Here is a 16,479-nt window from a genome sequence, read left to right on the forward strand (position 1 = left end):
AGTAAAATGACAATTATCGATGAAATTTTAATCTGTGCAAACCAACTTGCCAATGCAGGCAAAAAACCAACCGTAGCCTTGGTAAAAGCAAAGCTGAGCCAACGGACTCCGTTAGCCACATTAATCACCACATTAAAAAACTGGCAACACCAACCCGACTTTATTGCACCAGTAAGTGTTAAAGAACAGCAAGTTAGTCAAGACAAATCGAGCAACGATAACACTGCCCTACTAGACTCTCTCGTTGAAAATGGCGCGGTAAAGAAAATAATTCAGCAGTCATTAGCGCAAGAGTTAACCGAGATAAAAAATGAATTAGCGGAAGTAAAACTGCTTATCAAAAACTTAACTGAGCAAGTCAATCAAAAAAAATAACATCTTAGCTCTTTATTTTAGTATCAGTAACTAAACTCTTTGGCGTTAATTGACCGATAAAGCTGACTAATGAATCACTGAGTTTTTTATGTGGTTGACAACCGACACGTTCCACCCAAACTTCACCATTAGTATTATCGACAGAGATAATCATATCTTCTTCATCGGTAACAGCAAAGAACACGGTTTCAGCCTGCTTTAATCTTTGCTTCATTAAGATATGACCAATGATATTCTCTTGTAAACGGTCAAAATCTTCCCTATTCCAAGCAAAAAGCAGTGATAACTGCCCTTCACTACACTCTGCTACAATTTCGCCACTGAAAATAGTGGTGAAATAAGTCTTTATATCCGGATGTAGTTCAAGATCTAATGCCGACTCAACATTACTAAAAGATAGCGTCTCGGTATTTTCATCCGTGACTGACTCAGTTTTCACCGCCACGGGTTGCCAATAATGATGACTATCATCATGTGGACCTAATTCACAAGGTGATAACCATTGCTCATCATGCTCTCTGGTAGGTAAATGTCCAAATTGCTTGATGTGTTGTTGGCTAAAGTCTTTACTAAAGGCTAAAAGTGATTGCGCTAAAGTTTTATTTGTAGATGTCATATAAAGAAAAGATCCTTTAAAATAGCAAGATACTAGCTCACTACTGAAAAATTTATGGCCAATTATCAAAATGCAACGGAACTAAGCAAGTTAACACTGGGTAAAAGTACAGAATATTGCAGCGAATATACCGCAGAATTGCTACAAGGAGTACCTCGAAGTTTAAATAGAGATGACTTAGCTCTAGATCCAAACAATTTACCCTTTATTGGCGAAGATGTCTGGTATGGCTATGAACTTTCTTGGCTCAATGAAAAGGGCAAACCGGTAGTTGCAGTCGCTGAGTTTCGCTTTGCTTGTACCAGTGACAACATTGTTGAGTCAAAGTCTTTTAAGCTGTATTTAAATAGCTTTAATCAAACACGCTTTGCCAGTATCAAAGACGTTGAGCAAATATTAATTAAGGACTTATCAAACATTGCCGGCTCGCCAGCAAAAGTACGTTTATTTGCGGTCGATCACTGTCCCGCTTTAGCTATTGCAAAAAAACCAGATAATTGTATTTGTATCGATGGTGCAGATATCAGCATAGATAACTATCAATATGATGCACAGTTACTAGCTCAAGCACAAAAAAAAGATAAAAGTGCTAAAGTTGAGGAGCATTTAGTTAGTCATTTATTAAAGTCTAATTGTTTAATTACCAATCAACCTGATTGGGCAAGTATTTATATTCACTACCGCGGTAAAGCCATAGATCATGCCACACTATTAAAATATTTGATTTCCTTTCGCCAGCATAATGAGTTCCATGAGCAATGTATCGAAAGAATATACTGTGATTTGCAAAAATTTTGCCAACTTGATGAGCTTACCGTTTTCGCACGCTACACTCGACGCGGAGGGTTAGACATCAACCCGTTTAGAAGTAGTCATACTGAGCAAGCCCCTTTTGCCAGAACCTTACGTCAATAACCCAGCTTACTTTCTGCGAAAAGCATTAAAGCGAAATACTATTTCGCTTTAATGCTTATTTTTCACTCTGGTGTTTTTTCTGGCAAGTCAAGACCAGTCCAAGCCTTAAAAAATAGCTTTTGCTGCTGACTGGCCTTTGCTATAACAATAATTTTTAATTTATTTTTAGCGATAGCGCTAAGTTTAACCTTAGTCGTTATTAGTTTATCTCGGCGAAAATAAGTGAACTCAATGGTTTGCTCTGCTTTAAAGTCTTTTAGACGATTAACCAGATCCTTATCTACTATGCGTAAGCCATCTACCGCGACAATAACATCCTCTGTGGTTAAGCCAGCATGCCAGGCCGGACTGTCTTGCTCTACGGAAGAAATAACTAAACCCTGAGTACCATATTTAGTGTTAAGGCCAGTCCATACCTTAGTTTGCTTGCTCGACTTATCCTCACCAGTTTTAGCATAACTCATTGCCAGTCCTGCTTTAGCCAGTAATAAACTAAAATCTATTTTTGCTGTACCGTGAATATTGTCTTGCCACCAAACTTGATAATTGCTACCCGTCACTTGTTTTAATATCTTAAGCACATCCGCTTCTTTATAACTTTTTGGTAGGCGATGTTGTTGGTATAGCTGGTTATGCACATTACGATAGCTTTTACTTAAGTCTGTTTTATTGAGAATATCAAAATCTAATAACCAAGAAGCTAGAAATCCTTCAGCATAGATATTGACACTATGATTATTACCATAATCGCCACCCTCGCTGATCCAAGCATCAAAACTTGCTTGTGCCACGGTTTGACTTGCTTGACCAGGTTTATGCATATACGCAGTAATTCGCTTAGCAAGTGCGCTAAAAAATTCATCTGTCGTCATTAAATTCCCGCGTAATAACAGTTGGTATTGTAAATAGCTGGTTGAACCCTCGACTAACCATAACAAATTAGAATAATTTTCTTGCTGATAATCATAAGGCACTAGACCGTGAGGGCGATACTGTTTTACATTCCAAGTGTGAACAAATTCATGAGCAACAACGGCAATAAAGCTGAGATAGTCTTTACGGGTCGAAAACTTAAAACGCGAACGTTGGATGATGGTTGAATTAACATGCTCAGTTGCACCACGAGCACCACTCGTGGCATGCACCATAAAAACATAGCGTTTGAACGGATAACCTTGCCAAATATGCTTACTTTGTTTTACCAATACTTTTATATCTGCTACCATTTTGACGCTGTCATAATTACCTTCGCCCCAAATAACCAGCTGATAAAGTCGACTGTCAACACTAAACTCATGATGTTCGTTAATACCCGTTTCAATGGGTGAATCAACTAATTGATCATAGTTGGTAGCAATAAACTGATGGCTATTATCACCTGACTCTAAGCCAGAAAAACTACGCCACAATTTAGGGACAAAAAGCTGGACAGTATGTGGCAAACTTCGACTTGCCTCAGTGTACATAACCACGGCTGAGCTATCTAAAAAGGCATGACTATCATCTATATGGCGAGTTCTTTGCGCCAATTGATTGGCATACACTTGATAATTTAAGTGAATTTTTTTATTTTTACTACCACTTACTTGCCAAGTATGTTTATCAATTTTACGCCAACTAAGCACATTACCCTGGCTATCCTTAGCGATAAAATCACGAATGCCATTCGCTAAGTTCAAAGTCTGATATCGTCCGGTACGCCAGGTAGGTAAATAGAAATTGACCTGCTCTATATTACTTTTGTCAAATTGAAGCTCTACCTTAGCTAGGTGATGCTCGGGCTGCTCGATGATAATATTAACTTTTACGCTCGCATGAGCAGATATTAGTTGTGCAATAAATAAAGATATTGCTATTATTACTTTTATTTTATAGTTAAACACGCAAATAGGTTCTCTCATTATGGGTAGACAAGGTGGTCACTCTAACATCTAGCGATTTTAACAACGAATAAATACTCAATGTTATAAAAAATCAACATGGGCCAATAAAAGTTGTTTTTTTACCTCTATGTTGATAAATAACGTTATTATAGTGAAAAATATCATATACTAAGAACAACGTAAGTGCCCTAAACACGTTTAATGGCTAAACACTAAATAAAGTAAATCACTTAGCACTAGACATCACTCTACATTAGGATAAATCGGATTTATGAATGACAGTTCTGTTGCCAAAAAGCAATTAGTTGCATTGAAACGAAAGCTTGATAGCGCAATTGAGTCTCGTAATTCACTAGAAGAAGATGCTAATCTGCATTCAAGTCTGCTCATTCAATTCATTACTAAATTATCCCTAGTTTCTAAAGGTATTGATCTTGAATTAGACAACCGCTTAGCTCAGTTAAGAATGTTATTCAGTAAGTCAGCCCCCCTTAATGACATAGAAGCAAAAATTGTCGTTATAAGTAAATTATTACAGCAACACAGCATAACCAATGAAAAAAACATTGTTCACCTGCATGACCAATTTAATCAAGCAGGTGAGAATTTACAAAAAATCAATGGCTTACCTGGTGATTTACGCAGAGAGCTACGCGGGTTATTAAGCAAAACAAAAGAAAGTAAAGACGCTTTAATACAATATGTTCCGTTACTAAGTCAATTGTTAGCTTTTTATGATCACGCCCTAAAAGCTAAAAATGCGCCAACTAAACAAGGTGTTTTACCGTCTGCTCAGCTTATTTTACCGGTAAGTCAGTCAAAAAATGACCTCGACTTAGCACTTTTTGACAGCAGTATCCTTGAAAAAATATCAGTGTCACTTAGTACCTTGCCCTTATCTAAAGGCCACACCAATGAGTTATTAGCGATTAAGAAAAAGCTAATGACAGATAAGTCTAGTGATGAAGTACTCCTTCACCTCATCGACATATTTGATGTCATCGTTGCCGACTTTAAAGATGAACAAAATAGTGCTAAGAATTTTTTAACCCGCCTGAGTGCGACGCTAACAACGGTGCAAAGTGCAGTAAAAGAAACTATTGTTACACAAAAAAAATCGCAGAAAACCAACGAAAAAATAAACCAGAAGTTACAAAGCCAACTGGTTGATATGACGGGTACAGTCGAAAAAGCATTATCACTAAATCAAGTAAAAGAAGACATAAATGAAAAACTGCAGTTTATCGCCAGCACCTTGGAGCAAAAATCAAAATTTGAACAACAAAGTCACCAAGAACTAGCGGACAAGCTCAATGATATGTCTGCTAAGGTAGATCAATTAGAACAACAAAGCCGAGTGTTTGAACATAAACTGATCGAGCAGCAAAGAAAGAGTATGCAAGATGCGCTGACCAAACTGGCAAACCGAGCTGCCTTTGATAATTATTTTGCTAAAGCTATGGTACGTTTTCACCATAAACCGTTCCAGCTAGCCTTAGTGGTACTGGATATTGATGATTTTAAAAAAATTAATGACACCTATGGTCATACGGCAGGCGATAAAACGTTACAAGTCATTGCCAATACCATAGTAAAAAATGTCAGTAAAGGTGTTTTTGTTGGCCGCTATGGCGGTGAAGAGTTTGTCTTAATTTACTCTCAAGCCCAAGAACAGGCCTTAACTCTTGAGCTGAATGCGCTAAATAAATACATAGCTCGCCTACCATTTAAGTTTAAAAGTAATAAAGTTAGTATTACCCTTTCAATTGGCGCAACCCATATAAGAGCTGATGATAACATTCACATCGCTTTTGAACGTGCTGACCAAGCAATGTATAAAGCAAAAAAACAAGGAAAGAATCAAGTTATTTACGTTAAGTAGCTAGCTAAAATAGCTGCTTCAACACATCATAAAAAATAGCGATATTTTTATCAGAATAATGACTGATAAAAATCAGCATAAAAAGGAGTGAGTTATGCATACTCAAATTAACCCTGTTGGTAATATGAACTTGCTATCACAAGCCGAAGTAGATCAGTTACAAAAATCGGTTAGTAGCACCTTATATACATTATATCGAAATTGTTCTCTCGCCGTACTTAACGCCGGTTCAAATACTGATGATGCTGAAGAAATATATCAAAAATACCTTACCTTTGAAATACAGGTATTAAGGCGAGAACGCGGGGTAAAAATTGATTTAAAGAATCCTCCCATTCATGCTTTTGTCGATGGCAAAATCATCAGAGGCATCAGAGAACATCTTTCGGCCGTATTACGCGATATCCTTTTCCTTAATAGCCGTTATAGAACTATGCCAAGCTCGTCAGAAGCAATTACCGATGCAACTTTCGATATCCTCAGAAATGCCAATGTTATCTTACCTGAGACTGAGCCTAAGTTAGTTACTTGCTGGGGCGGTCACTCCATCAAACACAATGAATATAAATATACCAAAGATGTCGGTTACCAACTGGGTTTACGCGGCTTCAACATATGTACCGGTTGTGGCCCAGGGGCAATGAAAGGCCCGATGAAAGGCGCAACAATAGGACACGCAAAGCAACGTAATAAAGATGGCCGCTATATTGGCTTAACCGAGCCAAGTATTATTGCTGCTGAGCCACCCAACCCAATAGTGAATGAATTGGTTATAATGCCTGATATTGAAAAGCGTTTAGAAGCATTTGTGCGCATGTCACATGGAATTATTATTTTTCCTGGCGGCGCAGGGACTGCCGAAGAATTGCTGTATATTTTAGGTATTATGCTCAATGAAGCAAATTCTGAGCAACAATTACCGATTATCCTGACCGGTCCGGCCAGCGCCATTGAGTACTTTCATGAAATAGATGATTTTATTGGTGCCACCTTAGGTGAAAAAGCACAATCGTTATACCAAATAGTGGTGGACGATGCCGCTAAAGTCGCTCAAGTAATGAAAAGCGGCTTAAACAAGGTACTTGCCCACAGAAAAAAAACGGGTGATGCCTTTCATTTTAATTGGTCACTGATGATAGCCGAAGACTTTCAACATCCCTTTGAGCCAACTCATGAAAACATGGCAAATCTAACGATTAGCTATAAACTGTCTACGGCTGAGTTAGCGGCTAACCTACGTCGCATTTTTTCTGGCATAGTTGCCGGGAACGTTAAGTCAGGAGGCATCAAAGCAATTCGAGAATTTGGTCCTTTCGAAATATCTGGGGATAAGAAAATAATGGCATTAATGGATAAACTACTGGCCTCTTTTGTCAGTCAACAGCGGATGAAATTACCTGGCAGTGAATATATTCCATGTTATAAAGTTATTGAGGCTTAACATTGTCCGCTCACTTAATACTCATTGATGCGCTAAATTTAATTCGCCGTGTGTACGCCGTACAAGAGCGCCCCTTTATGAAAATAAAACAGCAGCACTGCGATAAGTTATCGGCTAACACACAAGAGCAAGTCTTATTTAACACTCAAAAGAATTGTGTAAATGCGGTGATTAAAATTATCAAGCAGCTTGAACCAACACACGCACTAGCCGTTTTTGATAGTCAACAGCCCTGTTGGCGCTACCAGATTTTTGCTGGTTACAAAAAAGGCCGTAAAAAAATGCCAGAACACCTTGCGCAAAAACTAACCGCTATACAAGATGCATTTATGGAGCAAGGGGTTGATTCACTCACCTCTGTAGAAGATGAAGCAGATGATCTTATTGCTACTTTAGCGGTAAAAATGGCTTTGCACGGGCAAAAGGTTACTATCATTTCAACAGATAAAGGTTTTCTGCCTTTACTTAGTCCTAACATTCATCTTTATGATTACTTTAATCGCCGTTATTTGGATGAAGAATATGTCCAACAAAAGTTTGCTATTAAGTCTTCGCAACTGATCGATTTTTGGACATTAACAGGCGACAATACCAATAAAATTGCTGGGGTAAGTGGCATTGGCCAAGTTAATGCGGCTAAACTAATTAATCAATATGGTTCCTTAAAGGCCATAGTTAACGCCACAGACCTAAAGGAGTCGCTAAAAGAAAAATTACTACAAAGCGATGAGCAAATGGCTTTAGCCAGAAAGCTGTTAACGTTAAAAAAAGATATCCCTCTTGGCTTTAATTTAAAAGATATCCGCCTAACAACACCTTCATCATCTCCCAGAATTAATGTTGATATAATAGCCATTAATAGTGATAGCAACTCATTATAACAAGATAAATAACTATGAATAAAAAAATAATTGGCAGAATATTACTTGCACTAACCGTTTATGGCATCTTTGTCGCCCTAGTTGTCACCTTTTATGATGACAGCCCAGATCAAATGAAATGGAAAGACAGAGAAGCCTATAATCGCCAATTTATTGCTAAGATAAAATTAGAACAATTTACTTTTGAGCAAGCATTAAGTCAGTTAGGTAGCCCAGACATTACTGAAGCCAGAACGGTTAATGAGGTAAACTATCAAGTCATGTTTTACCGTACTCAGCATGTAAAATCTGATGGCATAACCACGCAAGATGAATGCTCCTTCTTGCTTTTTGTCAACGGCACACTCAAAGAAATTGGTTTAGGTAATAATTACCCTGAGCAATGGGGCATTATTAAAAACCACCTTAACATAAGAAAAAACCTAGCCACTATAGACTAAAGTCAGATTGAACCTGACTTAGTAAACCTCTACTATTCCTTGCTAGTTTGCAAAAAGACTTTGGCTCTTTTTTGCCGGTAACGATAAAAACTTTCAAGCTCGCATACATAGCATTACCATGATATAAAATGGCTAATAAAGCACTGAGCTGACCACTTAGTCACTCGGCTTTACATGAGTAAATGTTTCTCCACTAGCATTACACAATTAATTTAATGTATGTCATTGTTAATTAGAGCATAAAAAACATGACGTATTATTCTACAGTATTCCTTAAAAATAGGATGACAAGGTGAACTTAATGACTAAAAAAACCATCACGGTAATTCCTGGCGACGGTATCGGTCCAAGTATTATCGATGCCACGATTAAAGTATTAGATAAAGTAGGCTGTGATTTTGAATATGAATTCGCAGATGCTGGTTTAACCGCCTTAGAAAAACATGGTGAGTTAATACCAGAAGAGACCATTACGCTTATTGAAAAAAATAAAATCACCTTAAAAGGTCCGTTGACGACCCCCGTTGGTGAAGGTTTTACCTCAATCAATGTCACCTTGCGTAAACAATTCAAATTATACGCAAACCTACGCCCAGTATTGTCATTTAAGGGCACGAAGGCACGTTATGAAAACATTGATATTATCACCGTACGTGAAAATACCGAAGGCATGTATTCAGGTGTCGGCCAAGTCATCTCAGATGACGGTAATAAAGCCCAAGCCATGAGTATAATTACGCGTGATGGTGCTGAAAAAATAGTAACCTTTGCTTATGAAACCGCACGTAAAGAAGGTCGTAAAAAGGTAACCGTTGTTCATAAAGCCAACATTTTAAAGTCAACCTCAGGTTTATTTCTAAAAGTTGCCCGTGAAGTTGCTCTGCGTTACCCAGAAATTGAGTCAACTGAAATGATTGTTGATAACTGCTGTATGCAATTAGTGATGAACCCCGAGCAGTTTGATGTCATAGTAACAACGAACCTCTTTGGTGATATTATATCTGATTTATGTGCGGGTTTAGTTGGCGGCCTTGGTATGGCGCCAGGCGCTAATATTGGTGAAGATTGTGCCATTTTTGAAGCGGTACATGGTAGTGCACCGGATATTGCGGGTAAGAACTTAGCGAACCCAACGTCAATGATGTTAGCTGCTATTCAAATGCTAGAGTATTTAGAGATGAGTGACAAAGCAGAAAAAATCAGAGCGGCCATTACCGATGTGATTGCCTCGGCTGATAGAACAACCGGCGATTTAGGTGGAAGTCATGGCACTACCGACTTTACCCAAGCGGTACTTGAGAGGCTATAACGCTTAGCGTCTTAAGCGTAACTGTCTAAACAAAAAAGCTATCTAGTTAATGAATAAACTGGATAGCTTTTTTATTTGCTAGCTTGTTAAAAAACAACGCTAGCGATTACTCTTTTTCTTTAAGCGGCGCTGGAGAAAGTAAACGTGCATGGACAGTGATTTCTTCACGATCATAATACAGGTGCTTGGCATAAAGTTCATATTTGACATTATGTTCGTCAAAGGCATCTTTAATGGCTTGTAAGTCATTAGTAACTTGTTGATAACGGCCCTTCATTGGCAATTTCAAGTTAAACATCGCCTCTTTACAATACCCCTTAAGTAACCATTCACTCATTAGTTTAGCGACTCGTTGCGGCTTCTCTATCATGTCACACACCATCCAATGGACATTGTGCTTCATTGGTATGTATTTAAAGCCATCCATCATCTTATGTTTGACTTGTCCTGTTGCCATTAAAGACTCGGCCATGGCACCATTGTCGATGGCAGTAACCATCATACCACGGCGCACTAATTGATAAGTCCAACCGCCTGGGGCTGAGCCTAAATCGACAGCATGCATACCTGAAGTTAACCGTTCACCCCACTCATCACGAGGAATAAAGAATAAAAAGGCTTCATCAAGTTTCAAGGTAGAGCGACTTGGTGACGCACTAGGAAACTTTAATCTAGGAATGCCCATCACGTGTGGTGAGCTATTACGCACTAATGAAAAACCTAATATTACTTCTTGTCCGCTTAGAAATAGCGCATGTAAAATGGCGCCATCGGGATCATCAGCTGAATTGTTACCTTTCTGGGTCAGCAATTTCTTTTTACGTAAAGCTTGGCGCAAAGGCACAGACAGCTTGCGACAAAATTTACTTAACTCCTTGCCATCATTATCATCCGCCATTTCCATACGTAAATCGCTATATTGCCATTCAGTGCCCAAGGCTTCAATGATTGCTTCAACACGATTATAATCAGGCAAGGCGAGTGTATCAGTGACTGTGACAAACCATTGACGGGCAAAAATAAGTCGCTTAAGAGGCAACTTATTCATTAATGCTTCACCGTGTTCACTTTCTTGTAAGTGAAAAAAAACAATGCCTTTATTTTTCTTTAGCTCTAAATAGCCATACATTTCATTCCAAGCAGCTTTTTCTTGGATTTCTGCACCACACTCTTTTTCAAAGCCTGGACGACAAAATAATACGATGGAAGTCATATGTTGTTTTTACCTTGTATATCTAACGACCTTTTAAAACGCTATATTCGTCAGAGTATTAACAGTACAAATACTGTAGTTAAAAATTATTTTTACCTTCAAATGCTAATAATAACCAAGCTAGCGCAAAGGCAATACCACCAAAAGGGGTTAACTTACCGATAACAGCAAGTTCAAAAAATGATTTAATATAGATTACGCCACAAAAGCACAAAATCCCTATGACAAACGCAATACAAGCACTAAGTAGCACTTTAGATGATTTAGCTGTTTTCAACCAAACCAAGGTCGAAAATAACGCAAGTGTATGAAAAAATTGATATTGTAATGCTGTTGCTAAGCTAGATTGAACCTTTACTGGTAATGCTTGACCGCCATGAGCCAGCCAAGCGCCGAATAGTACAGAAAAACAGCCACTGATACCAACAAAAATCATCATAGTTTTCAGTAAAACCGTGCTGCTCTTAGATTTAACTTGCTGCTTGATCATATTAGTACTGTTCATCATCTTGCCTTATGCTCAACATTGTTAGCGACTATTAACTGGTCAATAAAGTCGACAATTTCCTTAACCGCGCGCTGCATATGTCCTTGATAAGTATAACCCGACTTAACTCTTGGCTTTAAACTGTGATCGCCATCAGGTAAAAACACACAGGTACAGTGCTCAGGCAGCTGGTAGCTGATAATTTCTTCTTTCGTGCCTAAAGCATCACGCTCACCTTGTACGATTAAAATTGTTTTACTGGCAGTAAATAAAGGTTCAAGGCGCAGTTTTTCTGGTTTTTTAGCTGGATGAAACGGGTAGCCTAAACAAAAGACAGCGGATATTTCACTGAGTAAATTAGCCTTTAATACCTCTGGATCAGCAACTAAGCTCGCCGCAGCGCGTGACCCCATAGATTTTCCGCCAATAAATAAGGGCAGCGCCTGACTTTTTTGCTGTGCAAGCACATGCTCAATAACGGCTTGATAGCAAACCAACAGCTTGGGCATTCTATCTGGGGGGTATTTTATCCCTGTTAGTGCCCTTTTATCCATAAAGGGGAAATTAAAACGCACAACATTAATAGCCGCGTTATTAAGTAACCGTACTATTTCAGCCATAAACTCATGAGACATATCTGCACCCGCGCCATGAGCAAATATAACTTGCGCCCTAGCACATTCGACCGTGTCAAAAATCATATTAATATCATTGCCATCGGCGCTGGTGATTACTTGCTGCTTTACCGGTATCTTGGCCATTAATTTATTTGTCCATCGGTGATTAGCTCTTGCTCTGCTTCGACCATATCTAACATCCACTTTCTAAAGGCCGCGATTTTACCGATGTCTTGCTGATTTTCACGACATACGATGAAATAGGCGTTTTTACTCACTAATACATCGTTAAAGGGACAGACTAAACGTCCCGAATCAATATCCGGCTTAGCTAAAACACTGTAAGCCAAAGCAACCCCTTGACCGTGTAAAGCGGCTTGTAAAACCATAGCAGAATGACTAAAAATAGGTCCATGATTCAAATTAGCCCCTTTAACACCAACTTGTTTAAACCAGCGTTTCCAGTCCCGGCGAGAGGTATCATGGAGTAAATTATGCTTTGATAAGTCGTCTAATGATAAAAGAGCCGGTTTACCATTGGCAGCATGCTCTTGCATTAATAAGGGCGAGCAAACGGGGATAAGGTATTCGGTATGCAATTTATCAGCATGGATATTGGGCCAACGTCCACGTCCATAATATATAGCAACATCGACATCTTCTGTCAGTGAATTCTCTGCTTGATCTACGGCTTTAATCCTAACATCAATATCTTCATGTAAGGCATTAAAAGTAGTTAACCGAGGAACTAACCATTGGATGGCAAAGCTCGCCTGTGAACTGACTGTTATCGACCCTTTCGCTCCACGAGCTAACAAACGTTCGGTCGCTTCATGTAGTGAGGTAAAAATATCTTTTATATCTAAATAATACGACTGACCTTCCTCCGAGAGTAATAAAGCACGGTTTTTTCGCATAAACAATTTAATACCTAAGTACTCTTCTAATGATTTAATTTGATGGCTTATTGCCGCTTGCGTGACAAAAAGCTCTTCTGCTGCTCGCGTAAAACTGAGCTGCCTTGCCGATGCTTCAAATGCTCGCAAAGCTTTTAATGGGGGGAGTATATTAGCCAAAAGTCACCTACAAATTTTAAATATTATTTATAATATATGCACTATAACACTGCATAAAAACTTACCAATCAAGCATAACAATTATTCATTAGTTTTTCTAATACATAACATCAATTTAAGTCGTTTTATTTCCTTTAACAACTTGTGTATTATTCACACCGTAGATGAAGGACATCATCTCAACGTTTTATAAAACTCAGGTATAGCGTGTGTTCCCAACCCACACGCTTTATTTTGAAGAGTAAAACCAGCGCGAGAAAAGGTCCTAATATATCTACAGGGAATAAAAATTTATTATTAGGTTATATACAGGACAAATAACATGAAACTAAGCATTAAAAAAACTAACTTACTTGCCGTATTATTCGCCACCACTTTATTGAGTACTGCAGCCACTGCTGCCTTACCAAAAACTGCACTAATTAAAGCTGAGCCAGTGAATCAAACTCAACTGACTAGTGCTGCCCATAACAACCTAAAGTTTTCGTTAACACCAGTTACCATTAACTATACTATACAGTCAACAGACTCAGGCTTTGCCAAACAAAAGCACATGGCTAATCAAAATAAGTCAGTTATTTTAACTAAAATAACATTAATTGCAGATTAATTAGATTAATTGCAGATTAATTAGATTAATTGCAGGGCGATTAAATTTAGCCTGCATCTTAACATATGCCAAAATGCAAGCCCATTTAGTGAAGTACAACCTTAGTGTTCGAGATCACAAATAAAAAAAGGTGTCCTAGGACACCTTTTTATTGCTTTCAATTTATGGGTTTACCTTGTTGTTTACTTATTACCACCCTAGTTAGCCGAGTTAACATCCGCTAACCCTAACGTGCTAGGGTATTAATCAGTACTTAGTGGAGTAAAACCCTTCACTAAATCATCTATCGCTTTCATTTGAACTAGATAAGGCTCTAATTTATCAAGTGGTAATGCACAAGGGCCATCACATTTAGCAGCACTAGGATCAGGATGTGCTTCAATAAACAAGCCAGCGATACCTATTGCCATACCACTGCGGGCTAACTGTACGGCTTGAGCACGACGGCCATCAGCACTATCACTGCGTCCACCCGGTTTTTGTAGTGCGTGGGTGGCATCAAATATAACCGGCGCGTAATTTTTCATCTCGTCCATTGCTAGCATATCAACGATAAGATTGTTATAACCATAACAACTGCCTCGCTCACACAAGATAATGTTGTCATTGCCAGCTTCAGCGAACTTGGTAATGATATGTTTCATTTCATGGGCAGCAAGAAACTGCGGCTTTTTAACATTAATGACAGCGCCGGTTTTCGCCATGGCGACCACCAGGTCGGTTTGTCTGGCTAAGAATGCGGGTAATTGAATTACATCAACAACTTCACTCACAGGTAATGCTTGGTACGGCTCGTGTACATCAGTGATAATAGGTACATTAAAGGTAGACTTTATTTCTTCAAAAATTTTCAGACCTTCATCTAAGCCAGGGCCTCGGTAGGAGTTGACCGAAGAGCGATTTGCTTTATCAAATGAGGCTTTAAATACATAAGGGATGCCTAGTTTCTGCGTAACTTCAACATATTTTTCAGCAATTCTCATGGCAAGGTCTCGTGACTCAAGCACATTCATACCGCCGAATAATACGAAGGGTCGCTCATTAGCAACCTCGATCCCCTGAACCGAAACTGATGTTATTGTCATAAATTATTCCTAAATATAAAAAAGCGTAAAATACCACTGTATTTTACGCTTTTAGTAAAAGTACTATACCCAAGCGACTTCAATATGCTCGTTTCAGGACATCTGAGCGATTCATGATCAAGGCGCGTATTTTATTAATGGTTATTCCCTTAATTACATACGCAACGATGAACATGATTTTCTCAGATGTCCCCGTAGGGCTGGTTTAGAAACGCTTTATCCATCGTTATTGATTTCGATAATAGAATAACTATTCTCTTCAATCAATGCCTGCCTAAAGACGTTTCTAATTCCAGCTGAATCCTGCATTTTGAGGTGGCTTGGGTATTAAGTAGCCGTTAGCTTACTGTAACATCTTCATTAGTTAAACATTAACTACCAGCGACTATTCTTAATAATTGTCCACATATCCACGCCATATAGGTGCCTAAAGCATAACCTAGGACAGCAAGTAGTACTCCTACAGGTGCTAATGACGGATGGAATGCCGAAGCAATTACTGGTGCTGATGCTGCACCACCGATATTCGCTTTACTGCCGACCGCTAAGTAAAAGATTGGCGCTTTGATAATTCTACCGACGACAAATAATAAAATAATGTGAATCGCCATCCAAATAAGACCAATAACTACATATTTAGGTGCTTCGGCAATTTGCGTGATATCCATATGTAAGCCGATGGTGGCAACTAAAATATATAAGAAGCAGCTACCCACTTTTGAAGCACCGACATGTTCAAGCTCTCTTACTTTAGTAAATGACAAGCATAAGCCGATAGTCGTTACTACGAGAATAATCCAGAACAATTTGCTATGTAAGCTGAATTTTTTCAACTCTGGGTAGTTCAGTTGGAAAAATGGTACCAATAAGTCAGCGACAAAATGCGCAAAACCAGCCGCACCAAAAGCGACGGCAATAATAAGCATTAAATCTTTTAGCTCAGGCGTTCTTTTATGCTTTCGTTCATTGGCTTCCACTCTGGCAATAAGTTTGTCAATACCTGAGGTATCAGCGCCACTTTTGGCATCAATAGCCTTATGGTTAGCCGCAATGTACAGCAAACAAGCCATCCAGAGATTTGCCACGACAATATCTACCGTGACCATGATGGTAAATATTTTACCGTCAGCTTCAAAAATTTCTTTCATCGCCAACATGTTTGCACCACCACCAATCCAGCTTCCGGCAAGGGCAGCCATACCACGCCAAACAGCTTCAGGACCAGTAACACTAATTAACTCAGGCCAAATAGCAGAAACTATTAATAAAGAAATAGGGCCGCCAATAACCACACCAACCGTACCGGTTATAAACATAATTAGCGCTTTACTGCCAAGACCAACAATAGCTTTAATATCGATACTTAAGGTTAACAGTACTAAACATGCGGGTAGCAGAAAGTATTTGGCCACGTAACCCACTTTACTAACTTCGGCGCTAACGATGCCAAAGGTATTTAATAAAGAAGGCAATAAATAGCACATTAATAACGCCGGTACATATTTATAAAATTTTTGGCAAGCGCTATTTTTACTATTAGAAGTATAAAACACAAAGCCTAGAATAAGTGTCAAAATCCCCAGTACTACCGCGTCATTGGTAATGAGTGGCGCATTCGCCACAATATTGTCTTGCATCATTTTGCCTTT

General features: G+C 38.7%; 16 protein-coding genes. 8 read left to right on the forward strand and 8 right to left on the reverse strand.

The features are described 5' to 3' along the window. The first annotated feature begins 6 nt into the window (after positions 1-6). Positions 7-375 carry a hypothetical protein gene (locus tag CMT41_RS12015; RefSeq protein WP_058027393.1) on the forward strand — a complete coding sequence of 123 codons (369 nt, stop codon included), beginning with the start codon at positions 7-9 and terminating at the stop codon, positions 373-375. 4 nt (positions 376-379) lie between these two features. Here the strand turns inward: CMT41_RS12015 and syd are convergent, their stop codons facing one another. Beyond that, complete coding sequence (gene syd, locus CMT41_RS12020) at positions 380-991, reverse strand: SecY-interacting protein (RefSeq protein ID WP_057181541.1); 612 nt, start codon at positions 989-991, stop codon at positions 380-382. A 54-nt stretch (positions 992-1,045) separates the two neighbouring features. On the opposite strand from syd, the gene queF reads away from it, so the two are divergent. Then, the gene (gene queF / locus CMT41_RS12025) at positions 1,046-1,906 is read left to right on the forward strand and encodes an NADPH-dependent 7-cyano-7-deazaguanine reductase QueF (protein WP_057181542.1); all 861 of its coding nucleotides are present in this window, start codon (positions 1,046-1,048) and stop codon (positions 1,904-1,906) included. A 62-nt stretch (positions 1,907-1,968) separates the two neighbouring features. Here queF and CMT41_RS12030 read toward each other — a convergent pair whose 3' ends face one another. After that, positions 1,969-3,807 (reverse strand): M61 family metallopeptidase, encoded by a 1,839-nt coding sequence (locus tag CMT41_RS12030; protein WP_058027394.1) that lies wholly within the window; start codon positions 3,805-3,807, stop codon positions 1,969-1,971. Positions 3,808-4,060: 253 nt separating this feature from the next. Here CMT41_RS12030 and CMT41_RS12035 point away from each other — a divergent pair, with 253 nt between their 5' ends. The 5 genes from CMT41_RS12035 (at position 4,061) to CMT41_RS12055 (ending at position 9,742) form a co-directional block, all read left to right on the forward strand. Further along, on the forward strand, positions 4,061-5,671 hold the full coding sequence (locus CMT41_RS12035) for a GGDEF domain-containing protein (protein WP_058027395.1): 1,611 nt from the start codon (positions 4,061-4,063) through the stop codon (positions 5,669-5,671). A 94-nt stretch (positions 5,672-5,765) separates the two neighbouring features. Beyond that, positions 5,766-7,112: a nucleotide 5'-monophosphate nucleosidase PpnN gene (ppnN, locus tag CMT41_RS12040; RefSeq protein WP_057181545.1), complete on the forward strand. Its 1,347-nt coding sequence runs from the start codon at positions 5,766-5,768 to the stop codon at positions 7,110-7,112. A 2-nt stretch (positions 7,113-7,114) separates the two neighbouring features. Next, the gene (gene xni, locus CMT41_RS12045) at positions 7,115-7,993 is read left to right on the forward strand and encodes a flap endonuclease Xni (protein ID WP_058027396.1); all 879 of its coding nucleotides are present in this window, start codon (positions 7,115-7,117) and stop codon (positions 7,991-7,993) included. Between the two features lie 14 nt (positions 7,994-8,007). Next, positions 8,008-8,433, forward strand: a complete 426-nt coding sequence (locus CMT41_RS12050; protein ID WP_057181547.1) for a DUF3192 domain-containing protein — start codon at positions 8,008-8,010, stop codon at positions 8,431-8,433. A 301-nt stretch (positions 8,434-8,734) separates the two neighbouring features. Further along, positions 8,735-9,742, forward strand: a complete 1,008-nt coding sequence (locus tag CMT41_RS12055; RefSeq protein ID WP_058027397.1) for an isocitrate dehydrogenase — start codon at positions 8,735-8,737, stop codon at positions 9,740-9,742. A 106-nt stretch (positions 9,743-9,848) separates the two neighbouring features. On the opposite strand, the gene rlmM is transcribed toward CMT41_RS12055, so the two are convergent. The 4 genes from rlmM to CMT41_RS12075 all read right to left on the reverse strand — a co-directional run bounded on the left by rlmM (position 9,849) and on the right by CMT41_RS12075 (position 13,135). Next, positions 9,849-10,955, reverse strand: coding sequence for a 23S rRNA (cytidine(2498)-2'-O)-methyltransferase RlmM (rlmM, locus tag CMT41_RS12060; protein WP_057181549.1), 1,107 nt, complete (start codon positions 10,953-10,955; stop codon positions 9,849-9,851). 79 nt (positions 10,956-11,034) lie between these two features. Continuing rightward, positions 11,035-11,463, reverse strand: coding sequence for a DUF423 domain-containing protein (locus tag CMT41_RS12065; RefSeq protein ID WP_232299951.1), 429 nt, complete (start codon positions 11,461-11,463; stop codon positions 11,035-11,037). Beyond that, a complete protein-coding gene (locus CMT41_RS12070) occupies positions 11,460-12,203 on the reverse strand; it encodes an alpha/beta family hydrolase (protein ID WP_198149745.1) in 744 nt (247 codons plus the stop codon). The genes CMT41_RS12065 and CMT41_RS12070 overlap by 4 nt, the downstream gene beginning before the upstream one ends. Beyond that, positions 12,203-13,135, reverse strand: coding sequence for a transcriptional regulator GcvA (locus CMT41_RS12075; protein WP_057181551.1), 933 nt, complete (start codon positions 13,133-13,135; stop codon positions 12,203-12,205). The genes CMT41_RS12070 and CMT41_RS12075 overlap by 1 nt, the downstream gene beginning before the upstream one ends. A 322-nt stretch (positions 13,136-13,457) precedes the next feature. Here CMT41_RS12075 and CMT41_RS12080 point away from each other — a divergent pair, with 322 nt between their 5' ends. After that, positions 13,458-13,745 (forward strand): hypothetical protein, encoded by a 288-nt coding sequence (locus tag CMT41_RS12080; protein WP_057181552.1) that lies wholly within the window; start codon positions 13,458-13,460, stop codon positions 13,743-13,745. 242 nt (positions 13,746-13,987) lie between these two features. On the opposite strand, the gene kdsA is transcribed toward CMT41_RS12080, so the two are convergent. After that, positions 13,988-14,830 carry a 3-deoxy-8-phosphooctulonate synthase gene (gene kdsA, locus CMT41_RS12085; protein ID WP_058027398.1) on the reverse strand — a complete coding sequence of 281 codons (843 nt, stop codon included), beginning with the start codon at positions 14,828-14,830 and terminating at the stop codon, positions 13,988-13,990. Positions 14,831-15,201: 371 nt separating this feature from the next. Further along, the gene (locus CMT41_RS12090) at positions 15,202-16,467 is read right to left on the reverse strand and encodes a DUF819 family protein (protein WP_057181554.1); all 1,266 of its coding nucleotides are present in this window, start codon (positions 16,465-16,467) and stop codon (positions 15,202-15,204) included. Between the last annotated feature and the right edge of the window lie 12 nt (positions 16,468-16,479).

The organism is Colwellia sp. MT41 (assembly GCF_001444365.1).
GTDB classification, from domain to species: Bacteria; Pseudomonadota; Gammaproteobacteria; order Enterobacterales; family Alteromonadaceae; genus Colwellia; species Colwellia marinimaniae.